Genomic DNA, 23,349 nt, shown 5'->3' on the forward strand with positions numbered 1-23,349 from the left:
AAATACTGTTACGTCGCGAGTGGGGTCACAGATCCATCTGTTTGCGCAGCGCATCAAGGCGTTGCTGATTTTCTTCGCGTGACAAGGGTGTTTCGATGGTTTCCGGCAGGGCGGGGGCGTCGGGCACGGGTAGCTCTGTGCCGTTCATGACTTTTTCGCACAGCCGCTGATAGTGACGTTCGAATACGGGGAAGGCGACTTTTTCGCTGTTATTGGCCAGAAAAAACCAGTCGCTCGCAACACCAGCGTGATATATCGCTGCGTGACTCCAGTGCCAGGCCGATTTAGGGCTGGGGGCACGGCACGCTTCAATGTAGGCGGTGTGAGCATCGGGCAAACCGAAACTTTCCGGATCGCCCTGACACGCGCGGATCATGCGGTTAAGGGTGGGAAGATATTCAGATTCTTCAATCACCTTGCGCGCGCCGCGCAAGATGGTTTGCGGTTCAAATTGCACCAGACTTTCCAGCCACAATTTTTTTATTTGCGCGAGCACGCCAGCGTCGTTATAGGCTTTGTAATACTGGTTGTGATAATTAATGCGGAACAGCGCAAAGACTTCATTCAATGCATCGATATGCGCATCAGTCGGGCGCTGGCGCTGCGGCTCAGTTGGCCCAGCTTCTGTCGGTGAGGTCTTCGACAAGGCTGCGATCTCTTGTGCTGCGCGTTGAAGTAGGGTGTTGCTGTCCTGCATGGCTGTTAACCTGTTGCGAATTAACGGTGGTCAGGGCGTGTTGTTTGGCCCAGTGATATTTTACGTGTTGCAAGAATTTGGTATTCCACGAGCTGTAAACCTGGTTGCTCTCGCGCCAGAACAATAAAAACTCCGGCACCTGGCGTTTGGCAAATTCCAGGTCGATATTGGCCAGGCGCAATACATCGTAGACATCGGCGCCGGGTTGCCAGTTCTCCGGAATCCGGCGCGGTTCGCTGTCGTGCTCCAATGCGGAATGGTAACGGACCCATTGGCGCTTCACATGCTGAATAAACTTGCTGTTCCAGGTGCGACTCACTTCGCCGCGTTCCTGCCAATACAGCACAAACTCGGGGATAGCATCCTCCACAAACGCCAGGCTGATATTGGCGTGTTTTACCAGGACTTCAAGGGCATCCCGGCTGGGGCGCCACTGGCTGTGCATGGCAACTTCCAGGTCGCGACGCAGGAAGTCATTACCGTCGTCGCGTTGCTGGCGGGCTAGGCTGGTCTGGTATTCACGCCATTGGTGCAGCACGTGTTTCAGGAATTTCGCGCCCCAGGAATGACTGATCTCACCCCGTTCGCGCCAGTAGGTAATAAATTCGGGAATTTGCTGGCGAATAAATGACTCGGGAATGTTGTGTTCCGCCACGCGCCGCAACAGCTCCTGATCCGGCTGCCAATTAGGGGCGATCAGATTGGCGCTGGCGATAGGCGGTGTTATCGGCGGAGCCTGGAACGATGAATTTGCCTCGCCCTCGTTAAAGGCCACCCGCAGCATGCGGCTGCCGGTATAGGGCGCCGAATCCAGCAGGATAATGCCTTTATCCTTGAGGTTTTTGCTGATGCGCTGGATGTCGTAATCGGTCCAGAAGGGCATCAGTCGGCTGATTAGCGCCTCATCCAGATCCAGCCAATTACCTGATGCCTGCCGGTAAGTGGCTACTTCGCTCAATAGTGAGAGCATGCAAGCTTCTTCGAGGCCAATGGTGGCGGCCAGCGAGGGTGATATCAGCAGCGGCTTTTCGGGAATCAGGGATGACATAACGGCACTTTAGCACTGATGACCTGTGGACTGAACAGGAGCGGGATTGTAGTTGATTCTTTCACTCGCCGCTGCCGGCTTCTAATAACGGATTTGCAAGAAAACGCTCATTTGTCTCAAATTTTGGCTATCCTTGTTGGCGAGTGGGACGTTGGCGAATAGAAAATGTCCGGGAATGAATATTCCGTCGATATCTGGAATGGTGATTGCATCGCGCTGACAATGCCTTGCTGGCAACTCGTTGGGAGAGCCCTGCTCGCCCAATTATTAAAACGACATGGGGAGTTGCTCGCCGACGCGAGTTTTCCGGGACTGACCACACTTGGGATTTTTCAAACGCATGCTAACTAAACCACACCTGACCGCACCACGTTTTCGCCTTCATCCATTATGTTACTTGTTTAGCCTGATACCTTCATTTGCGCTGGCTGATTCTGCGATGCCTCAAATGGAGGAAATTATTGTTACTGCATCCAAACGTGAACAGACTTTGAATGAGTTCTCCGGTTCTGTTACGGCAATTAGCTCAGACGCCCTGGATTTTTCATCCGGTATTCACGATATCGCCAGACTGGTGCCGGGCTTTGCGGTATTGGATACAGGACCGCGTGACTCCAGCTCGCTGATTATTCGCGGTCTGCGTGTTGAGGAGGTTGGTGAAAATGACCTGGGTGGTGATGGCGGCAGTGTCGCCAGCTATGTAGATAATATTCCGCTGCAAGGCTACTTCCTGCCGCCAGCGTTTGGCTTAAAAGATCTTGAACGCGTGGAAGTGTTGCGTGGCCCGCAAGGTACTCTGTACGGGAATGCTTCGATTGGTGGTTTGGTTCGTTACATTACGGCAAAGCCGGACCTCACCAAGTCATCATTGACGGCATCGATGAAGGTATCCCAAACAAAAGAAAGCGATGATTTGAACTATGACACTGATCTGGTTATTAATGCGCCCTTGATCAATGACACTTTGGGTGTGCGGTTAATGCTTGGCAAAACTGAAAATCAGGGGTTTATCGATAATCCTTATTTACTCGGCGGCGCACAAAAAGATATTAACGACGATGAAACAGAACAGGCACGTGTGAGTGTGTTATGGCAAGCCACCGATGAGTTTTCACTAGCGGGAAGTTACCACTACCAAAAAAATGAAGTGGGTGATCGTCAGGCGACCAATGAAAGTTTTACCGGTGATAAATATACCGTCGCCAGTCGATATCGCCAGCCGATGGAAGGTGAGCTGGAGTTACTGAGCCTGGACGCTGATTATGATTTTCAGTGGGCCAGCCTGACGGTGAGTGCCAGCCGCTACGAGTATGAAAATAACAAGGCCGCTGACCAAACAGATTTATATACCCTATTCGATCCCGACGGGGAGTTTTACTTTCAATACGAAGATTTTTCCGCGATCAATGCCAGTAATGTTACGGTTGATAAAGACAATCTGGAGGTGCGGCTGGTTTCCCCTGATACACAGGCATTTCGTTGGCTGGTTGGTGCATTTTACAGTACCGATGATGCCGATTTAATCCGCGCTGACATTGTCCCCGGCTTTGCGGATTTTCTGGGGCTCAATCGGCCGGATGATATTGATCTCTTCGAGCTTCAAACGGAAGATTTAAAAGAGCGTTCAGTATATGGCGAGCTCGCTTACGACCTCACCTCCAAATGGGAGGTTTTAGTTGGGGCGCGTAGCTTCCGGTACGAAGATGAATTTACGGCTTGTTATGTTTTTCCGCTATTCATAGAAGGGACTGACTTGCCTTTAGACTGTGTTGAAAATAACGATGATCATGATGGCACCTTAGGTAAGTTCAGTACCAAGTACCAATTTACGCCAGAGCAAAATATCTATTTCACGATTGCCGAAGGGTATCGGCGCGGTGGAGCAAACCCGATCCCCGCAGAGGTTGCGCAAAACCTTATGTATGCACCGGATACCTCCGTTAACTATGAGCTGGGCTCTCACAGTTATTTTCTTGATAAAAAACTGCATATCAGTGCCTCAATATATTATATCGATTGGGAAGATATTCAGGTTTCCGGCGTTGTTGAGCAAGCATATAACGCAATCTTGAATGCAAAAAGCGCCCGTTCAAAAGGGGTTGAATTGGAGGTGACTGGCAATTTGTCTGATCGGTTTTCTGTGTGGACCAATTTTTCATACACCAATGCTGAATTAACTGAGGATGTTATTAACTTCAACGGAAATGGTGAAAATATCTATGCGGGTGACCGGCTCCCAGGCTCTCCAGAGCAACAATGGAGTGTGGGGCTGGATTACTCTCAGCCTATCAATACCGCAAGCCTGGATGCCGGTTTGAGCATTTCCCGCAGTGATGAGGTATACACGATGTTGAATGATGAGTTGGCCAACTATGACCGGTTGAGTGGATTTACGACGGCAAATGCGCGCATTTTTCTCACCTTTGATCAATGGCGCTTGGGAGCTTTTGTTAACAATATCAGCAACACTCGCGGCATAACCGGTAAGCGCACGACGGAATGGTACGGCGAACGAGGCCAATTTGAATACATCACTCGCCCGCGCACCATTGGGGTTTCATTGCGCTACCGCTATTAATCTTTGATGTTGCGAGTGTAAGTTGATGTAATTTAATTCTATGATTTGCCTCTGCATAATTTATGCAAGGATGAGAATCATGGAGAATCTGGTTCTATCAGTTGTTTTTCGATGGATAAGTTGTTTAACGAAATATTCATGTATAGGAAAAAAATTATGGCAGCAGATAAAAAGAAATCCGGTGAAAAAGTGGGTAAAAAGGCAGCGGGCAAGACCAAGCCAAAACCCAAGGCCCCTGAGGCGTGTCCTCCTGTAGATCCAGCAAATATCGTTGTGCCTAAAGGTGGGCAGGTTATCCAGTTTTATGAACTGACGCCTGTTCTTCCAAAAGCAAATTCAAACGGCACCTTGGTGGCGCAACCGTGGATCTTGGTTCCGCAAGACTCCAGCACGCCAATACAAGGAGATATTGGTGTTGGTTTTCATGAAAATAGTAACAAGCTGGAGCGCAGCTTTGAGCGGGCGATTCTGGTGATTACCATGAGTCAGGAAGCATGCTCGTGCAATGACGGCACCTGGCGTTTTGCCTTGGGTGGCATTGCCACTGATCTGGCGAACAGCGATCCTGATGATGACATCTATGTGGAGATTATTGACAACGGCTTGACCATGTTGGTCTTTGTCCATGTTTTGCAGGAAGTGTCCGAGGAAGATATTGGATTCCGGTTCGTGGCGTCCTTTGCCGATGCTACGTCGGGCGTAGTCAATATTTATGAGTCGAAAGATCCCGGCTTTATTCCCAAGCGCCCGCTGTAATATCTACTGATCGGGTTTAAAGAACCCGGAATTGCCTTTTGCTCCCGTTAAGGGGGCTATTTATATGGCTAGTCTTCTAGGAAGGCTGGCCATGTGTCCCCTCATCCGCAAAGAAAAAACATCTGCCACATGTTTTAAAGCCTTACAAACCTCCAAGATAATAACTTGACACCAGTTGAAAGTTAAAATAAGTTCCCTTCCGGATTGAGTCCAACGGATGGATTTTATGCTTCTCCTGCCTACGGAATTCAATCGTCTGTCGTTAAAACTCCCTTGGGATTTATCAAACATATGGATAAAGGGAAAAATGGATCATGCGTAATGTAACTGTTAGTAAATTTATACTAGGTGCTCTTACCTTAACAGCAAATTTTTCGTGGGCGACCGTCATCGAAGATATTCTTGTAACTGGACAACAGCCTACCTATACCGGAGGCAATCCGAATTACAACAATATTTCTACTCCGGTAAATCGAACGATGTACGGCACAACCTATTCGAGTGCGGCGTATCAGCAGATGCAACAAGCAAAAGCAGCCGCAAAGAAACAATGTGAGGCTACAGTTAAGAAAAAGTTCTTTGATGAATGCGCCTATCAAGCTGAAATTATTCAATCAAATGATCATAAAGCGTGCAGTACACAAATTGCAGTTGGTGCTACCAGTGCGGCTGTTGGTGGGGTTGTTGCCGGTGCCGTGGCTGGCGTGGTCATAGTTGCCTCTGCGCCGGTTTCTGTGCCTATTATTGTACTTGGGTCAGTTGGGTTGGTAGGGCTGGGCGGCGGCACATATGCTGCAAGCGTGGGCGCAAACGAATGTAAAGACGACGCAAACTTGCTTTTCAAAGAAAATGTGAGAACCTGTGAAACCTTAACTCCCAAGGCTGTCGCTAAAGCCTGCGGTTACATGTGAGGGAGGATATATGAATACTGAAAAACCCACTCATTTGTTGAGCCCAAAACGGTTCGTGCTATTAATAGGTGTTGTACTTGTTATAGGCATAGGTTATTTGGTTTTAGATGACGATGATGCAGTAGCAACGACAAGCCAAACCGCAACGGTTGAAAATGTTGAAGGCCAAGGTCAACAACCTGTCAACAACTCGTCCGCTCCGGTAAAAGCACCATCACCATCAGCCGTTAAACAGCGCACCGCCGCCGATGTGGCCATCGTGGATAGCTGGTTTGATGAAGTTGGCTACAGTACTGAGCTACGAAAAACTTATGACCAGCAGTATTCCGATGAGCAGTTAAAAGATTTGGCTGATACCGGTGATATCATTGCGATAGATACTTTGCTAGAAAGAATATTCCGAAAGAATAATCTGGAGTTTGAAGCGAAATTGAAAGCGCTTATTGATGCGGGCGATTATGTTGGCATTCAACAGTTGGGCACCATCGATAAAGAGTATATCGCCTTGGCTGAAAAAGGCATTGTTTATGGTTCTTACAATGCTATCTCGGCGTTAGCTCGAAGTGTGGGACAAGTGCCATCACCAGATGACTCGCCAGAACAGAAACAACAGAATATACAGTCGCTGAGAGAACAGCTTGCATTCATGGGTGTTATGAAGATGCGCGGTGGTGGTGAGCTGTATTCAACGGATATTCTCAAAGAACACATGTTGAATTGGTACAGAAAAGACTATGGTGAGGAACCTTTATCTGCGGAAGATCATGAATGGATTAACAATCGCACCCATGAACTGTACAACCATTATCAGGCTAAGCGACATGAACTAGGTTTGGGCGATTTTGATAATGAGCCGCCGAAAGAGGTAAAAGAGTTTCTGGGTGAATGATAAATAGTTTACGAATATGGTTAATGGATTGATCTAATGCGCCGGGCTTTCGTCCGGCGTTTTTTTATTGCATATATAAGTTTTAGCCAACAATTTGATAGGGTTAAAAATTCTGGAGAGCGCATCGATCTGGCTCTCCATGCTTCTCCATTAATGCCTGGAAAGATGATTCGTTGCACAGAGGATCAAACCAGGAAACTCTGAACCACACGGAATTCAGGCCATTCGTTAAGCTTTTTTCAATGTTGAATATGGCTGAGCGGGTGTTCTCTGCCAAAGTGTGTACCAAGGCCGCAGTATAAAAAGTTTCGATGTTTTGCGAATCAGCTTTTTCCAGTTGCTGTAGCGCGTTAAGCGCCTCCGAAAATCGGTTCAGATGCGCATAGGACTGCGCAAGGTTCCGCAAGGTTGTTTCATCTTTCTGTCTGCTTTCTGCTATTGAAATAATTTTTTCATAGAGACGCTTCGATTCACCCATATTCCCCTGTAAATTTTCTGCGTCTGCCTGATTCAACAGGATAGTGGGATTGTCGGGACTTATTTTGAGTGCTGCGATGAACATCTTCCTGGCTTCAGCGTAATCCGGTTTGAGTAAATTGGATAATCCCAAATGCGTGAGATTACTGATATCGCTGGGATTTTGTTTCACCGCTTTTTCAAATGACACAATCGCATGATCAATATTGCCGTTAAGCAGAGCGATAAAACCGAGCAGGCTGTTAGCCTGATGCAGCTTGGGCGATAGGGTTAAGGCTTGTTCGGCGTAGCTTTTGGCGAGATCATTATTGCCGTAGTATCGGTAAGCATTGGCAATATTGTAGAGATTGTTGGCTGTCTTCCTGATGCTTAAAGAGGCCTCATAGTAACTGATGGCTTTCTGGTAGTCGTTATTTGCCATTGCAGAGTAGGCATGCAGCTCATACATGGCTGAGTCGTTGTTGGTCAGCCCCTCCAGCTTTTGAATAATCCCGGTAGCTTGAGCGAGATTTCCTTTGGCCACCTCCAGGTAGAAAAGATTATATAACCCGAGGTTATCCATAGAGCTTTGTTGACGCACACGCGTATCCAATTTTTCCAGATAGAGAGACGTGCCTGTTTCGTAGTACAAATCGAGCGCGATGTCTTTATATAACGCAGTGACGATGGGATTTCTTTTGATCTCTGATGGCAGTTCGTCCAGGGTATTCAGCAACTCGGGTGTTGCACCGCTGTCACGGTAGGTCAGGCCAGTATTAATAAACGATTGGTACTCTTGTTCGGATGCCGCATCTAATGTGCTGGTGAGTTTGGTTGAATACAGTAGACCAATATTATCCTGAACCGCTTTCATTACCGACGTGTACCGATTCGTCAGCACATCCAGCCTTTTAATATCTTTTGCCACCAGGCGACTGTCGGCCTCGGTGCCGCTCGGGACTAAACGTGTCAAGGTAATAGCGCAGGCTTCCACCTGGCATTGGATGTCGGTGGTGACCAATTCATCCGCGGCAGTGGCGCGATGCACTGCCGTGCTGTCGGTGTCAGTCACTTCGGTGCGGGGAATTAAATAGTAGCCGTCCAGTTGCACCATGCTTTGTTGAATTGCGTCATAGATGGCTGCTTTGACCAGTGCCTGTTGCGACTCATGCATGCCATTCGCCGTCATGCTGGGTTGAATCACCGCGACATATTTGGGTGGTGCCGGTTGCAGTAGCCAGATGCTAAAACTGATTAATACCGATATAAAAACAACACCGACGATGATGTTCCGTTTTTGTTGGCGGATAAATTCTGCAAGGCTGTTTGAATGTAGTGCTGGTTTCTCAAGGTGGCGAGTATCAAAGGTCGCGTGGGTGTCATTGGTTGGATGTCTGCGCAGTTGACTCAAGCTCGCCTGCTGCGGCGTCATCTCGGTATCGTTGGACCATTCCGGCGCACTGATAACTAACTGGCTTAATTTTTCAAACTGGCTGGCGACCCAATGGGTGTTATCCGGACGGTTGTCGACATTTTTGGAGAGGAGTTGTCCGAGCAGATCGCAAACTTCTGGTGGTAATGTCGGGTTATGTTTGGTCGGTGGAACCGGCGGATGGGAGATGATCCGCTGCATTAACTGCAATTTGTTTGCCGTGTCGCCAAAGGGATGCGCGCCGCACAGCATTTGATAAGCGAGGATGCCAAAGGAAAACAAATCGCTTTTGAAATCCAACGCTTCACCCATGGCCTGTTCCGGTGACATGGACGCGTAACTGCCAGCGACATGATCGGTAATCGTTGCATTGAAGTCCTGTGACTTGGCGATGCCGAGGTCGGAAATTTTGGCGGTGTTGCGTTGGTTGATCAGAATATTTTCAGCTTTTAAATCCCGATGAATAATGCCCGAGTCATGCGCAACAGCAAGGCCTTGGGCAATTTGCGTCAACCAGGTCATGCGTTGCGCCATAGGCACCAGGTGTTCGCGCAGGCGCGCTTGTAAGTTCTGGCCATCGACGTATTCCATCACCAAGGCAAGTTGGTCCGGCGTCTCGATAAAATCGTAGATCTGGACAATGTTGGGATGGTTCAGCTTGGCGAGCAACAGGGCCTCGCGCTTGAAGCGCTCGCGATAGTGGGGCTCAAATAATTCGGTACGCAGACACTTGATCGCTACCTGTCGATCCAGCCGTGTGTCGCGGGCCAGATAAACCAGGCCCATGCCTCCCCGTCCGATACAGTCGAGGATGTCGTAATGTCCTATGCGCGTCATCTCCATGATGTTATGCGGGGAGAGACTCATGCGCTTGATATATCAGTGGCCAATGGCAAGGCTGTGGTGAGCTGATCACCTTTATAAATTTTGAAGCGATCACAGCCAAAGCGAATCTTGCCGCCGCGGCGCTCCAACAAACATTGGTGATCGGAAGAATCCGGCAGGCAATCAGCCAATTGTTTGCGTGCGCGAAAGATATGGATATTCATGTGCGTCGAATCCAGCCCCAATTCATTGGCCAATTGATCGGCATAAACCCAGCCCTGGCTCTTGGCATCCAGACCTTGTGCGGCGTCGTCGGCGCGATGACGTGCAAGTTGCAGCATTAAGTAATGATGGCTGCGCACCGCGAGGTCGATGCTGTGTTGTGATTGGCGCAATTCCAATTGGGTTGTTTCTTCATCCAGGCTGAGGTTGAACACAAATTCGAAATCACTGAGTTTATGGGAGCTGCGCACGCGCGCTTCGGTGGGGCCGTAAACCTGCGCACTGATAAACTGCCAGCGCAGATTATCAAACTGCAATATGTCACCGTGTTGAATGGTCTCGCGGCGTTGCTCTTGCGTGGCGCTACTCATCAGCTCGGCGTACCACGCCTGATCCTGATGATCAAAATACAACGCCAATTCCGGCGTCTGGGTATCGGGTAGCAAGTGATAGCGTTCTAGCGGGATGGGTTGCACCTGGGAGGGCATTTGCTCGGACGACATATCCAACGGCCAGAGCATATCCGAGGGCGGTGCAAGATCAATCACTCTAAAACCCGGTTCAGCCTGTTCTGCCAGATGAATGTGGTCGTTCACATTCAGGTCGGCCATTTCCCCTTGCCCCAGTTGCACATCATTTATCCAGGTGCCGTTGAGCCCGAGATTTTTAATACGCCAACAGCGGCCATTCCATTCAATGGCGGAATGTAATTTGGAGATATAAGGCTTATCCAGTTGGGTGTCCACACTGGCGAGTCTGCCAAAGGTGTGATGTGGAGCCAGGGGAAAAAAGGTTTCCGCAGCGACATCAAATAAATAAGCCATAGGGTGTGCTCGTGTCTTACAGCATGTTGAAACTTATTTTTTGCGAGTCCTTATGAGAAAACCGGGGGGATAAATCATGACCTCCAGACAGTTGCCCCTGTAATTCCTTGTAATGGGCAAATAATCGCGCAGGCCATAGATTGCCACAGGATGGGCTCGGTTTCACCCGTTAACCGTGTCGGTTTTAGTCTTTGATGGTAATAATGGCATGATTTATGAACCCAAACCGCCGGTAGCTTCCGCATCGGCAGACGCGCTGTCGTCAACCCACAAACCGCTGCATCACAAGCCGGTTGCCAAGGCGATTCATCCGCTCAATCAGGCGGCCAACGCCAAATGGGTGCCGATCAATAAAAGTTTTATTACCCTGACCCGGATCATTCTGAACGCCGCCCTTGAGCGTTTCGGTCTGGTGAACATCGCTATTACCCTGCGCTGTGTAACACAACAGGGTTACCGTCATCTTATTTTGGTCAATGATGATCGGGATATCCAGATTGCAGCGGTAGGTCGGGTAGAAGAATTTATTATCTCTACGGAAATGCCCATGACGCCGCCGGCTGAACGCCTGAACGCGTCGGAAGCGGTAACCTTTCCCGTGGACTTTCAGGGGCAGCGATTAGGTTATCTGGTGGCGTTGGTGCGTAACGCCCGTGTCGATCCCGGTGATGACATTCCGGGCAGTCCCTCCGCCGATGACATCAAACGCAGTCTGACCCGGATTGCCGATGAAATGGTAGGCGTTATCAAACGCTACCAAACGCGCTACCGCGCCATCTATGTCTATGGCGATCAATGTTACTGGATTGGTAACAGCACAGCTCTGCGTCAACTGGATCAAGGGATTGACGCCTTGGCCACCTCCGCATTACCGGTGTTGATTCGTGGCGATAAAGGTACCGGCAAGATCATTGCGGCGCGCGCGCTCCATTGTGAGCGCCACTCCGAGATAGTGCCGTTCATCGAGTCGGGCTGTCACGAGTGGCAGGAGGATGCCGCCACCAGCATCCTGCAGGCACTCTTCGCCTACGCCAAAGGCGGCACCTTGTTTTTGCGCAATATCGATAAGCTGTCTGCCGATAACCTGCGGGTTCTACAGGAATTCTGCACTCAGCGCACTCTGGAAAAAACCACCAAAGGTCACAGAGAATCCGTGGACCTCATCTTCAGTCTCAGTCGGCGTAATGCTGAACTGTCGGTATCGCTGCAGCGCTGGCTGTCGATAAATGCCGTGGAATTATGTTTGCCCGACCTGGGCGAACGGCAGGAGGATATTCGTGATCTCACCCGCTTTTTTATCCGCGAATGCGCCCTGGGGAAAGAGTTTGATCTAACCGAATCTGCCTGGCAGCGGCTGGAAGCTTTTTCCTGGGTCGACAATGTCGAGGGACTGAAACGCCTGGTCGTGCAGCTCTCGGCGCGGGCAGAACATCCGTTGGTAGACCTCGATGTGCTCGACACACTATTGGCTCATCTCGATTAATCCCACTGACTGACACGACTGTTCTGCGGGCGTGTCAGTTATTTGTGCGCAATAGCTATCAGCGCATTTCCTTCCCTTGTTTGCTCCTTTAATAACCAGATCAACGAAACGGCGGCGTAAATCCGTATTTTTTGTGCCATTTCGTTCTTTGGATGTTAGTAAATATCTTTATATAGTGTGTGGCGTTGTCGAATTTATTTCAGGGTGGTTTGCTGAATAAAGTGGCAACGGCGAAGGATGTGCTATCGGAGAGCTGACATAAGGGGTTTGCATCCCGGGACTTTATAAAAAATACGGATCAAGACCGTCAGCCATTCGCCACCTGACCTGACACGGCGGATGCTGATCATAACAGTCAGGATTTTGGTCCTGATAAGGCGTCTCTTTGGCAAAGGGACATAATCGGTCAAATTACTATCGGCTAATAATTATGAAACCATCAATCAAAAAATATCTGCTCCCGCTTTTGGGTTGCAGTCTCAGTCTCGGTGTTGCGCTCAGTGCCCAGGCTGTTGTCTTCCAGGCAGAAAATTACAACGCGTTTTATGACACCACGCCCGGCAATCAGGGCGGTGCTTACCGCAATGAAGGTGTTGATATCGAAGCCACCACCGACAGCGGTGGCGGCCACAATGTCGGCTGGATCGAGCCCAATGAATGGCTGGCGTATTACAACCTCTCGATACCGAGTTCCGGCAATTACACCGTGCGTATGCGCGTTGCCAGTCAATCCGGCGGTACGGCGTCGGTAGATTTAAATGCGGGTGCGATTGTGCTGGGAGATTTTAATATCGGCGCAACTGGCGGCTGGCAAAGCTGGGCGACGGTTTCCAAAACCGTCCACATTAACGCCGGTACCTACAACCTCGGCGTATTTGCCAAAACCGGCGGCTGGAATTTCAACTGGATTGAAATTGTCTCTGCCGGTGGTGGTGGCAGTACCGGCCCGGTAACGCTTTATGAACACTGCAATTACGGCGGATGGTCTGCGGGCTTCCCCACGGGCTCATACAACCTCAATGCGATGATCGCACGCGGTGCGCGGAATGATCAGACCTCGTCTATCCGTGTCAATGCGGGTTATGAAGTCGTGCTTTACGAACACGATAATTTCGGTGGCGCATCCCATGTGGTCAATGCGTCAAGCGGCTGTTTAACTAACTTGCACGATCGTGCCAGCTCCATTGTGGTGCGCACGGCGGGCAGCGGTGGTGGTGGCGCAACCGGCTTTGCAGCGATTGTCAGCCAGGCCCAGTTCAATCAGATGTTCCCCAACCGCAATCCGTTCTACACCTACGCTGGCTTGGTGGAAGCGGCCAAGACCTATCCGGCGTTTGCGGGCACTGGTGACCTGGCCACCAAAAAACGCGAAGCTGCTGCCGCACTGGCTAACTTCCATCACGAAACCGGTGGACTGGTACATATCACCGAAATTGCCAAAGGTGAATACTGCGGTGATTGGGATGGTAATCCGTCAACCTGTCCGTGTGAGCCGGGCAAGCGTTACTACGGTCGCGGCCCAATCCAGTTAAGTTGGAATGGCAACTATTGCGCGGCAGGTGATGCATTAGGTTTGGATCTGCGTCGTTATCCCGAGCAGGTTGAGCAAAACGCAACAACGGCCTGGAAAACGGCTTTATGGTTCTGGATGACCCAGTCAGGTGCCGGTTACTGGCCAGCCCATACGTCCATGGCAAATGGCTACGGCTTTGGTGAAACCATTCGTACCATTAATGGTGCTTTGGAATGTAATGGTGCGAATCCGGGGCAGGTGCAGAGCCGGGTGAATTTGTATAACCAGTTTATAAATATTCTGGGGACTACGCCGGGTAGTAATGTAAGTTGTTGATGTATAGATTTTTGCGTTGAATACGTTTGACGTGAGGTGGGGATGTTTCGAAAACGCGGTGAATACATCCCTGTAGCTCCCTCACGTCGTCCCTGACGTGAGGGTTTCGAAACATCCCCACCTCACGTCAAACTCACATCTCAGTGGTGGCGAGAAAACTCAACGATTTTCCAGGCGGTTGTAATCCAGAATGCCGGCGTCGTTTGGTTGGGTTGCGTGATAATACGCATGAATTTCGTCGCTGATCTGCCAGAAGTCCGGGTCGGTGCGGCGGATGCCGTAGCGATCGCGCAGGGCTTGATAGTCTGCCTCACTTGTTAACTGTTGAACACGAGCAACAAAATCCGGTAATTGTTTTTTATCGACCAGCATAAATGCATTGGGGTAGGCGCCGATAATACCGCGCACCAGGGTGATGTCATCTTCGGCGGGAACACGGCGATGTTCTTCGCGGAATAGTGATGACAGGTTGGTGTAAGCGTTGTTGTGCAGCAGGGTAAATACCCCGACATCCGGTACGCGAATGAATGTGGTTTGTGGTAAGAAACTGATAGGTTCTCCACTGACGGCGTGTAATTTATTCAGTGCATCCTGGGTTGCTTTTGGTAAACGAGTGCTGACAATGTCGTGTTGACGGTCGAGCACCGGTTGCAGGTGCGCCTTTAGCATGCCGAATAATTCTGCTTTGTGTTGATCCGTTTTATACGGAATAGCATTTTTTACGTGCAGATTTTTTTGATACAAATCCAGGTATTCGTGCACTTCCTTTTCGGCATTCCTGTACCAGAAAGTCAGCTCGGCTTGGCGTGTTTCCGGCGGCAACATATCGAGAAAAGTAATCTCGCCTTCCATGCGTAAAAAGTCCATATATAAACGGCTGAGTAACTGGTGAGATAAATTGCCGTACACATCGAACCCGGCCACCAGCAAATAATGAATGCGTTCCAATAAGGGATAGCCAATGACCCAGGCGGTCTTCGGGTTTTGGCCAATCAATCCCTGATTGACGCTGGCGCTGTCACTGTGACGAAAAACGGTTAACGCCGCGTTCTGATTATTGCCGTCACCATCCCAGATCATATCGAGCGTGACAGCGCCTTGGCGCTCCACTTTTTCCTGCACATAATTGGCTTTTGCCACCAGATAATCTTTTTGCAAACTGGAATAGCGCGACCAGTTGGTCATCGGCAGTAAGGTGCTGCCGACCGAGGCGGGCAGTTGCAAATGGCTGCTGTTTTGCGCGAGGAACATGGCATCCAGTTCGGATGACATGAGTTTCGGGTCGACAAAAAATACCCAGAAGTGATCCTGAATGACATTGAGTGCTACCTGCCCGCGACACACCGGGCCTTTAATAAAATTCATGATGGTGAACTGCGCTTCATCCAGCAAAAAGCGATAGCGCGAGCCCACGGGTAATTCCATAAAGGTTGCGAACGGATTGGCTGCCGTGTCCGGGTGATATGACGGCAATTTACTGACCTGGTATTCCGTCTCGTAAAACCATGTTTGCCACTTCGACCGACGAGCACTATTCAACGCATAAGGCAAGAAATTTTTCGCCACGATGGTGGATGGATCGCGCCAGAAGCGATAGTAAACCCGCTCTACGTTAGGATCATCGAAAGGACGACGGGTGCTGATGCGCTGGATTGGTTCGCCCGGCGGTGTGCTGGAGCGCACCAGTCGAAAATAATGTTGTGGCGCTGCATCGAAGTACACGTGCGCCAGGAACAAATGTTCGAAGAGGTAGCGATTGACTAATTGGGATTTGATGTCATCACCATTGAGAAAACTTTCCCAGTCAGCAATTACAGCTTCCAATTGCGCATCCATTTTTTTGGCTGGACCCGGCTGCGCACCTTCCGCCAGCCAACGCATCAACAGGTTATATTCATCCTGCTCCAAACCGGGTAAACCGTAGGGCATGCCCCAGAGGGGATAATTTTTTTCGTACCGCTCCAACTGTTCCAGTTTGGGACATTGCTGGTCGCGATTAAGGTCGAAGGTAAAACTCTCGGGAAGAATGGCCATTTTGGGCAGTGGATGTTGTTGTTTCAGCATCAGCATACGCGCCATAACGCTGCCTTCAATATTGGCTTCGGTCATATTCAGGCGCTCGTTGAGCACCGGGAAAAAGCCTTTATCACGCCACTCCTGAGTCGTAGTGGCATCTTCAAATAAACGGGTGAGATTCGCGGCGAGCAAGCGTGAACCGTCATACACTTTTTCTGTGCTCGCGCCGCGCAGCAAGCCCTTGAATGATTCCAGTTTTAATTGGCAGGGAGCGTCGTAACAGGCGTGACAAACAATGCAACGCTGCTCGAAAACCTGTTGCACATCGGCATGGTAATCAATGCCAGTGCTGGTGTGTTGCGGTACATACTCGCGTGCTTGCGGTTTTCCATAACGTTGGTCCCACAAGGAACCGCCGATCATACTGCAACCAATGACCAATAACGAAAGCAGTACAAGGCTGCTGCGCGAACAAGAGCGGATAAAACCCATGAGCAAAAAACCTGTTGATAAGTCCGGGGGAAAATACGGTTTATTGTGTCATAAAAACGACATAAGCAACGTGCTGATCAACACAGAGTGATACAGAGCGGAGATGATGCAGTACTAAATCGGACCATCGGCAGCCGACATGGGAAAAATAATAATAAATGTTGCGCCGAGGCCCAGCTGTGATTCGATGTTGATCTTGCCGCGCAGTTTTTGCGTCACCAGGTTGTACACAATGGATAGTCCCAATCCCGATCCGCCGGTTTTACGCGCAGTAGTAAAAAACGGTTCAAAAATTTTATCCTGAATCTCGGGCGCAACGCCACAGCCGTTATCGCTATAACTTAAATGCACCTGACCCTGCTGTGCGGCCACGTGGATATTGATCGAGCCTTTCTCCATGCCCGCAAAGCCGTGATGAATACTGTTGGTGACCAGGTTGGTGATGATCTGCGCTATCGCACCGGGATAACTGCTCAGGCGAATGGCCTCATCGCTGGCGTAGTGGCAATTGAGCGTGTGCTGTTTAAGCAGGGGTTGCAAACTTTTGATGATGATATCCAGGCAATTATTGAGTTCAAATTCCTCCTCTTCGGATGAGGTTTGAATGGCCCCGGTCAATTTGAAATTGTGTACCAGGTTGGCCGCACGATTGAGATTATGCGATACCAGAGCAATGCCTTCGGTGAGCGACATTAAAAATTGCTTGAAATCATCTTCCGCCAGATCGCCTTGGGTATAGAGTTTTTGCACGCGCCGTAATTCACTTTCACAGTGGGTTGCCGAGGTGACGGCAATACCCAGTGGTGTATTAATTTCATGGGCCAGGCCCGACACCATACGCCCCACAGACGCCAGTTTTTCACTTTCGATTAATTTGGCCTGGGTGTGGGTCAGGTTGCGCAATGCATTCTCCAACCATTGGGTCCGTTCTTTAACTTTCTCTTCCAGTAGTTCGTTGCTTTGTTGTAATTGCTTTGCATAATTGTTGCGTTGTTCGGCGCTCAACGCACGGCCGTAAAGATCCGCCAGGGCGCTGACAAAAGCGACTTCATCATCCGTCCACACACGTGTGGGGCCCTGATGTTCACAACAAATAATACCGGTCATTTCTCCGCGATGATGAATGGGGGCATCGAGCATGGCGCTGATGCCCAGCGGAGTGAGGTAACTCGCACTGAACTCGCTGGTGCTTTCATCGCTGTGAGCATCGTGCGCCACAATGGCACGATCCTGATCGAGGGCGGCAAAATAGCGGGGATAATCCTGCCGGAAAAGCTGCGGTGTTTCCTCTGGCTGGTTGGCCTGATCGATGAGCAAACGGCACTCCATCGCCTGGCGATCCTCTGACAACAACCAGATGCCGGCGCGTTTGATCTTTAAGCCTTCAATAACCGAATTGAGAATCAGGGAATTGGCTGCGTGCAGATCACCGTTATCAATAACATGTGATTTTGAAACCTGATGAAGAATATTATAAAAAGTTTGCGTCATGGCAACCCAGATTAGTCCGGCAACTGGCGGCGAATAGTTTTAAAGGTGGTGAATAAATCCAGTGCGGCATCCACCAGTTTTGGATCAAATTGACGGCCGCGTCGCTCGCGAACATAGGTGCGAATATCCGCTTCATTCCACGGTTTTTTATAGGAGCGTGTTGAGCCCAATGCATCGATGACATCAATGATGGCCACAATCCTTCCTTCGAGTGGAATGTCTTCGCCCGCCAGACCGCGCGGATAACCATTGCCATCCCAGTGCTCGTGATGGGTGTAAGCAATGCGCGCGCCCATCTTGGCGATGATCTGGTTGGAGTCTTTTAATAATTCATAACCGATAGTGGCGTGGGTTTTCATGATTTCCCACTCGTCCGGATCAAGCTTGCCCGGCTTGTGCAAAATACTTTCAGGAATACCGATTTTGCCCACGTCATGCAGCGGTGATGCATAACGCAAGGTTTCGGCATACTCGTGTGACATACCGATCTTAAGAGCCATCAATTCGCACATCAGTGAAACACGGCGCACGTGAGCGCCGGTTTCCTTGGAGCGTTGCTCAATCGCATCACCCAAAATCAACAACAATTCTTTTTGGGTTTCCTGCACCGTTTCGCGTCCGGCAAGATTCTGGAAAATCAATGTGATATTGGCGGCAAACAGTTTGAGGATGTCTTCCTGGATATCGGAATCCGGCTGGCGAAAATGGGTGTACAGAACACTTTCGGTGCGGGGGTTGGTATTGTAATAACCAATAAAAATACCGTCGCCACTGAGTGAGGTCTTGCGTTCCAGGGTTTGCAATATTTGTTCTTTGATCGCTTCCGGAATAATGGACGTATCCCAGCGGTTATAGAGTTCCACCGCTGCACCGGTGGCGGCCAGTAAACGGATTTCGGTATCGCCATATAGGTCTTCATGGCGACTGACCAGATACATTTCAGTGGTGTCGATTCCGAGTAGCTGGATCATATGTTCCAGCACCGCGTTACCAAATTGGTGCAAAGTCTGGCTGAGCAGCACCGAGTCCGAGGCGGTGATGACTTTGCGCATCCCGCGTTGGCTGGCTTCGATAGTGATAATGTCGCGATAAGAGCGGATGCAGGAATAGGTACAGGTTTTGAGTTTGGTATCCGTCAGCTCGGTTTTGCTTTTGTAATCGTTGATGTCGTAAGTGCGTATTACCGTTTCTTCCGGTGACGACCCCGGTTGCCCGGTGCGCAATACGATGCGGGTGGTGTGATTTTGCAATTCGTTGCGTATCTGGTGAATCAGATTGAGGCCGGCATCGTCCTGCTCCATCACCACATCGATAAATGCCAGGGCAATGTCAGGGTGATCCTGAAACAGGCGCAAGCCATCGACAGCGCTATAAGCACTGAGAAACTCCAGCGGAATGTCGTCGATGCGCGTATTGCCCAATACCAACTTGGTAACGGCATGTACCTGGCGCTCATCGTCAATGATGGCCACCTTCCAACTGCGCAGGCTCTGGGGCAGGCTGGTGGGTGTAGTGCGCGTGACGGTCTTGGGCGATTTTTTTAGAAATTCCATTTGTACTGCTCTCACTGCAGATCGTTATTTACTGAGTATAGAAGAGTTCAATGTCATTGCCGGTTTCTCTCTTATAACTTTTTGCTAGCGCAGTAAATTAAATTAACAACAGCTTTTTTTAAACTATCGGTTGATATCAGGCCATCTGACGCCATGAATAACCTTTTGGCAGTTATAGCTACAAGGTATATCGGCCGCGATAAAGCTACACTGACGTAAAGATTTGCCAAGACAGGAGAAGAAGATGCCGAAGTCCCCCAATCACCTGCGCGACCCGTCCACCCACTTGATTGTGCGCAACGCCACCTTGCAGGATGTGCCTGCCATCGTTGCCTTGTCGGAACGTGTTTACAAGCCCTTGCAGATGGAAACCTATACCCCGGCGGCCGTGACCGGGCAGATTAACAATTTTCCGCGCGGACAGATTGTGGTGTTGGTGGGCGAGAACCTGGTGGGGTATTGCGCGACTTTCCGCATCGCCGAAAAAATTGCGATGAAGGCGCACACCTGGAATGAAATTACCGGTAATGGTTATGCGTCGCGCCATGATATTAACGGCGACTGGCTCTACGGTATGGAAGTGTGCATTGATGACAGCTGTCGCGGTTATCGTATTGGACAACGGCTTTACAATGAACGCAAAAAATTGTGTCAGTCCCTCGGGCTAAAGGGCGTGGTGTTTGCGGGACGCTTGCCGAACCTGGCCAAGCGCATCAAAAAAATGAAAACCGTGGACAATTATATTGATCAGGTGGTGCATAAAAAAATCAAAGACCCGGTGCTGTCCTTTCAACTGCGCAACGGGTTTGAAGTGATTGGCGTCATTGAAAATTATTTACCGGACGACACCCAATCCATGGGTTACGCCGCGCACCTTATCTGGCGCAATCCCAAGGTGCAGCTTAAGGAAGAAAAGCCCATTAAAAAGTTTGGTGTGCACATGCCGGATACCGTGCGTATCGCCACCGTTCAATACATGTTGCGCAAGGTCAGTTCGTTCAGTGAATTTATCAAGAATATTGAATACTTTGTGGATGTGGTGGCGGATTACAAAAGCGATTTTGTGGTGTTTCCGGAGTTGTTTACGCTGCAATTATTATCCATTGAAGATCAGGAGTTGTCGCCTTTCGAGTCTATTGAAGCGCTGACCAAATACACGCCGCGTTTTAAAGAAGCCATGCGCAATATGGCGCTGAGTTACAACGTCAATATCATCGCCGGCTCGCACCCGACACGCGTGGAAAACGGACGCATTGAAAATATCAGCTACGTGTTTCTGCGCGATGGCCGCATGTTTGAACAACCGAAAATCCACCCCACGCCCAACGAGCGTTACTGGTGGGATATCGAAGGCGGTAGCACCTTAAGTGCGATTGATACGGATTGCGGACCCATTGGTGTACTGGTGTGCTACGACTCGGAATTCCCTGAATTGGCGCGGCATTTAGTGGACCAGGGCGTGCAGATTTTATTTGTGCCCTTTTGTACCGACGAACGCCAGAGTTATTTGCGCGTGCGTTATTGCTGCCAGGCGCGGGCAGTGGAAAATCAGATTTATGTGGTGATGTCGGGCAATGTCGGCAACCTGCCCAACGTGGCGAACCTGGATATTCAATACGCGCAGAGTTGCATCCTGACGCCCTGCGATTTTCCGTTTGCGCGCGATGGCGTTGCCGCCGATACCACGCCCAATGCCGAGATGGTCGCCTTCGCTGACTTGCGTCCGGAAACTTTGATCATGGCGCGTAACAGCGGCACAGTCCAAAACCTCAAAGACCGTCGCCACGATTTATACCGCGTGCAATGGCGGGGCGATAAGAAGAAGTAAAAAGACACGTAGGTCGGATTAGCGGCAACGCCGCGCAATCCGACATGACCAAGGGGGTTTTAATTCGTCATTCAAATCGCAAAATTTGCCCCACAACACTCCCGACCTAAACCTCCACCGGCGTATCCGGATGGCTACCCCATTCCGCCCAGGAACCATGGTATCCCCGGATATTAAACCTCAATGCCTTGCCCACCAGATAGGTAAAGCCGGAGCGATGGTGGCTTTGGCAGTGGGTGACAATACGTTTATCCGCCGTAATCCCCAAATCCGCCAGATATTCCCGCGCGTCTTCACGGATGCGCAAACCATTATTCGGGTCCATCAGGTTGGTCCAGTCACAATTGATCGCGCCGGGGATATGGCCGAGCTTGGGCGTACTGCCGCGCTGGCCGTGATATTCCGCCGGACTGCGCGCATCCCACACCACAAAATCCGCCTTATCCAGATCGCACAGGATGTCGCGCACTTCGATCACCACATTCGGGTCGAGGGTTACGCTGACCTGGCTCGGTTTGACGGCGGGAATCTTGGTGGTCAGCGGCAGTTTTGACGCCTTCCAGGCATGGATACCGCCATTCAGATAGGAATACCGCTTATGTCCGATGGCATCCAGCGTCCAGATAAACCGGCCGGCCCAACCACCACCTTCATCGTCATACACCACCACATGGGTATCCGGTGTTAGCCCCAAAAAGGAAAACAATCGATTCAGTTGATCCACACTGGCAATCTTGCCCGGTACCGGAGGCTGGTTACACAGCAGCAATTGCGGTGGCACATGCACCGCCTCATCAATGTGGCCTTGTTGGTAGGTGGCATCGCTGCTCAGATCCACCACCAACAAATGATTGGGTTGGGCCAGCAGCGCCGCCAATTGGGTCGGCTCAATCACAAAGGGTAATGCGGCCATGGAAAAGCTCCTTGATCGTGGAAAAGCGGACACACGGAATCAAGACTGATCCAGCGTGCTCAAGATGTAACGATAACTGTCCATACGTGTCTGGCTGATGTCACCCGCCGCCAGCGCCCGCAAGATCGCACAACCCGGTTCATGGCGGTGGCTGCAATCGCGGAATTTGCAGTGGCCGATAAAGGGCCGGAATTCCACAAACCCCTCCAGCACCTCATCGGCCTCCATATGCCAAAGGCCAAACTCGCGAATGCCGGGGGAATCAATCAAATGGCCGCCACCGGGAAAATGAAACAACTGGGCGTTGGTGGTGGTATGACTGCCCTGTTGCCTGTCGGACAGCTCACCCACGCGCAGGTTGCAGTCCGGCAAGAGCGCATTCACGAGAGATGATTTGCCCACCCCCGACTGGCCCACAAACACGCTGGTAAAGTCCGCGAGATAACGCGTCAACTCATCCAGACCGGTGTTCGCCTTGGTCGACACCTTAAGCACCTGATAGCCCAGATGGCGATAGGTTTGTTCGAGGTAAGTGATCTTTTCGCGCGTCGCGTCATCAATGCGGTCCACTTTATTGATAAGCACGGCCGGTTCGATGCCGATGCCTCTCGCCGCCACCAGATAGCGATCAATCAGATTGGCGTGAGGTTCGGGATAGGGAGCGACCACAATGATGATGCGGTCGATATTGGCGGCGATGGTCTTCATATCGCCATGGGGATCGGGCCGGCACAGTGCCGACTCGCGCGGCAAGACCGCGACCACCACGCCGTAAGGATTGCCGTCGCGCCACACCACACGGTCGCCAGTCACCAGCGAGCCGAGGTTACTGCGAAAATGGCAACGTTTATGCTGCCCGGCGTTATCGCCTTCCGTTGCTTCCACCACCACCTGTGTGCCGTAGTGGGTAATCACCAACCCATGCTCCTCCGGCCCCAGCTCACCCTCGGTCAGATGCTCATCCGCCAGGCTATCGCGCCGCGCCGCACGCGCACTGCGTTCCGCCTGAATTTTTTCAATGCGCCAGGACTGGCGCCGGGTGAGTTTGCGTTTGCTCATCAGGGAGTTTCATTACCGGTTGTGGGG

General features: G+C 50.5%; 16 protein-coding genes. 7 read left to right on the top strand and 9 right to left on the bottom strand.

Annotated features, from left to right (window positions below):
- Nucleotides 1-25: 25 nt before the first annotated feature.
- On the bottom strand, nucleotides 26-646 hold the full coding sequence (locus CBR65_RS16435) for a replication protein P (RefSeq protein WP_087467860.1): 621 nt from the start codon (nucleotides 644-646) through the stop codon (nucleotides 26-28).
- Nucleotides 609-1,745 (bottom strand): DnaT-like ssDNA-binding domain-containing protein, encoded by a 1,137-nt coding sequence (locus CBR65_RS16440; RefSeq protein WP_087467861.1) that lies wholly within the window; start codon nucleotides 1,743-1,745, stop codon nucleotides 609-611. Before CBR65_RS16440 ends, CBR65_RS16435 begins: the two co-directional genes overlap by 38 nt.
- 448 nt (nucleotides 1,746-2,193) lie before the next feature.
- Between CBR65_RS16440 and CBR65_RS16445 the strand changes: the two genes are divergently transcribed.
- From CBR65_RS16445 to CBR65_RS16460, 4 genes are all read left to right on the top strand, one after another.
- Nucleotides 2,194-4,323, top strand: coding sequence for a TonB-dependent receptor (locus tag CBR65_RS16445; RefSeq protein ID WP_232461228.1), 2,130 nt, complete (start codon nucleotides 2,194-2,196; stop codon nucleotides 4,321-4,323).
- 156 nt (nucleotides 4,324-4,479) lie between these two features.
- Complete coding sequence (locus tag CBR65_RS16450; protein WP_087467863.1) at nucleotides 4,480-5,079, top strand: DP-EP family protein; 600 nt, start codon at nucleotides 4,480-4,482, stop codon at nucleotides 5,077-5,079.
- 314 nt (nucleotides 5,080-5,393) lie between these two features.
- On the top strand, nucleotides 5,394-5,990 hold the full coding sequence (locus CBR65_RS16455) for a hypothetical protein (protein ID WP_157672118.1): 597 nt from the start codon (nucleotides 5,394-5,396) through the stop codon (nucleotides 5,988-5,990).
- 10 nt (nucleotides 5,991-6,000) lie between these two features.
- Complete coding sequence (locus tag CBR65_RS16460; RefSeq protein WP_087467865.1) at nucleotides 6,001-6,879, top strand: hypothetical protein; 879 nt, start codon at nucleotides 6,001-6,003, stop codon at nucleotides 6,877-6,879.
- Nucleotides 6,880-6,982: 103 nt separating this feature from the next.
- On the opposite strand, the gene CBR65_RS16465 is transcribed toward CBR65_RS16460, so the two are convergent.
- A complete protein-coding gene (locus CBR65_RS16465; RefSeq protein ID WP_087467866.1) occupies nucleotides 6,983-9,634 on the bottom strand; it encodes a serine/threonine-protein kinase in 2,652 nt (883 codons plus the stop codon).
- Nucleotides 9,631-10,638, bottom strand: coding sequence for an FHA domain-containing protein (locus CBR65_RS16470; RefSeq protein ID WP_087467867.1), 1,008 nt, complete (start codon nucleotides 10,636-10,638; stop codon nucleotides 9,631-9,633). The genes CBR65_RS16465 and CBR65_RS16470 overlap by 4 nt, the downstream gene beginning before the upstream one ends.
- A 208-nt stretch (nucleotides 10,639-10,846) precedes the next feature.
- Here CBR65_RS16470 and CBR65_RS16475 point away from each other — a divergent pair, with 208 nt between their 5' ends.
- Both CBR65_RS16475 and CBR65_RS22530 read left to right on the top strand, forming a co-directional pair.
- Nucleotides 10,847-12,121 (top strand): sigma 54-interacting transcriptional regulator, encoded by a 1,275-nt coding sequence (locus tag CBR65_RS16475; protein ID WP_157672119.1) that lies wholly within the window; start codon nucleotides 10,847-10,849, stop codon nucleotides 12,119-12,121.
- A 430-nt stretch (nucleotides 12,122-12,551) separates the two neighbouring features.
- Nucleotides 12,552-13,970, top strand: a complete 1,419-nt coding sequence (locus tag CBR65_RS22530) for a glycoside hydrolase family 19 protein (RefSeq protein ID WP_087467869.1) — start codon at nucleotides 12,552-12,554, stop codon at nucleotides 13,968-13,970.
- A 159-nt stretch (nucleotides 13,971-14,129) separates the two neighbouring features.
- On the opposite strand, the gene CBR65_RS16485 is transcribed toward CBR65_RS22530, so the two are convergent.
- From CBR65_RS16485 to CBR65_RS16495, 3 genes are all read right to left on the bottom strand, one after another.
- Nucleotides 14,130-16,478 (bottom strand): fatty acid cis/trans isomerase, encoded by a 2,349-nt coding sequence (locus CBR65_RS16485; protein WP_087467870.1) that lies wholly within the window; start codon nucleotides 16,476-16,478, stop codon nucleotides 14,130-14,132.
- Between the two features lie 114 nt (nucleotides 16,479-16,592).
- A complete protein-coding gene (locus CBR65_RS16490) occupies nucleotides 16,593-17,969 on the bottom strand; it encodes a GAF domain-containing sensor histidine kinase (protein ID WP_087467871.1) in 1,377 nt (458 codons plus the stop codon).
- Nucleotides 17,970-17,980: 11 nt separating this feature from the next.
- Entirely contained in the window at nucleotides 17,981-19,522 is a 1,542-nt protein-coding gene (locus CBR65_RS16495; protein WP_087467872.1) for a DUF3369 domain-containing protein, read from the bottom strand.
- Nucleotides 19,523-19,766: 244 nt separating this feature from the next.
- Between CBR65_RS16495 and CBR65_RS16500 the strand changes: the two genes are divergently transcribed.
- Nucleotides 19,767-21,350 (top strand): carbon-nitrogen hydrolase family protein, encoded by a 1,584-nt coding sequence (locus tag CBR65_RS16500; RefSeq protein WP_087467873.1) that lies wholly within the window; start codon nucleotides 19,767-19,769, stop codon nucleotides 21,348-21,350.
- Between the two features lie 106 nt (nucleotides 21,351-21,456).
- Here the strand turns inward: CBR65_RS16500 and CBR65_RS16505 are convergent, their stop codons facing one another.
- Together CBR65_RS16505 and rsgA are read right to left on the bottom strand one after the other, a co-directional pair.
- The gene (locus CBR65_RS16505) at nucleotides 21,457-22,263 is read right to left on the bottom strand and encodes a sulfurtransferase (protein WP_087467874.1); all 807 of its coding nucleotides are present in this window, start codon (nucleotides 22,261-22,263) and stop codon (nucleotides 21,457-21,459) included.
- A gap of 39 nt (nucleotides 22,264-22,302) precedes the next feature.
- A complete protein-coding gene (gene rsgA / locus CBR65_RS16510) occupies nucleotides 22,303-23,322 on the bottom strand; it encodes a small ribosomal subunit biogenesis GTPase RsgA (protein WP_087467875.1) in 1,020 nt (339 codons plus the stop codon).
- Between the last annotated feature and the right edge of the window lie 27 nt (nucleotides 23,323-23,349).

The organism is Cellvibrio sp. PSBB006, assembly GCF_002162135.1.
Lineage (GTDB): Bacteria > Pseudomonadota > Gammaproteobacteria > Pseudomonadales > Cellvibrionaceae > Cellvibrio.

Bases quoted from the DNA above. Each gene is read 5' to 3' on its own strand.
- CBR65_RS16440 (WP_087467861.1), bottom strand. From the start codon at position 1,745: ATGTCATCCCTGATTCCCGAAAAGCCGCTGCTGATATCACCCTCGCTG.
- CBR65_RS16445 (WP_232461228.1), top strand. From the start codon at position 2,194: ATGGAGGAAATTATTGTTACTGCATCCAAACGTGAACAGACTTTGAAT.
- CBR65_RS16450 (WP_087467863.1), top strand. From the start codon at position 4,480: ATGGCAGCAGATAAAAAGAAATCCGGTGAAAAAGTGGGTAAAAAGGCA.
- CBR65_RS16455 (WP_157672118.1), top strand. From the start codon at position 5,394: ATGCGTAATGTAACTGTTAGTAAATTTATACTAGGTGCTCTTACCTTA.
- CBR65_RS16460 (WP_087467865.1), top strand. From the start codon at position 6,001: ATGAATACTGAAAAACCCACTCATTTGTTGAGCCCAAAACGGTTCGTG.
- CBR65_RS16465 (WP_087467866.1), bottom strand. From the start codon at position 9,634: ATGAGTCTCTCCCCGCATAACATCATGGAGATGACGCGCATAGGACAT.
- CBR65_RS16470 (WP_087467867.1), bottom strand. From the start codon at position 10,638: ATGGCTTATTTATTTGATGTCGCTGCGGAAACCTTTTTTCCCCTGGCT.
- CBR65_RS16475 (WP_157672119.1), top strand. From the start codon at position 10,847: ATGATTTATGAACCCAAACCGCCGGTAGCTTCCGCATCGGCAGACGCG.
- CBR65_RS22530 (WP_087467869.1), top strand. From the start codon at position 12,552: ATGAAACCATCAATCAAAAAATATCTGCTCCCGCTTTTGGGTTGCAGT.
- CBR65_RS16485 (WP_087467870.1), bottom strand. From the start codon at position 16,478: ATGGGTTTTATCCGCTCTTGTTCGCGCAGCAGCCTTGTACTGCTTTCG.
- CBR65_RS16490 (WP_087467871.1), bottom strand. From the start codon at position 17,969: ATGACGCAAACTTTTTATAATATTCTTCATCAGGTTTCAAAATCACAT.
- CBR65_RS16495 (WP_087467872.1), bottom strand. From the start codon at position 19,522: ATGGAATTTCTAAAAAAATCGCCCAAGACCGTCACGCGCACTACACCC.
- CBR65_RS16500 (WP_087467873.1), top strand. From the start codon at position 19,767: ATGCCGAAGTCCCCCAATCACCTGCGCGACCCGTCCACCCACTTGATT.
- CBR65_RS16505 (WP_087467874.1), bottom strand. From the start codon at position 22,263: ATGGCCGCATTACCCTTTGTGATTGAGCCGACCCAATTGGCGGCGCTG.
- rsgA (WP_087467875.1), bottom strand. From the start codon at position 23,322: ATGAGCAAACGCAAACTCACCCGGCGCCAGTCCTGGCGCATTGAAAAA.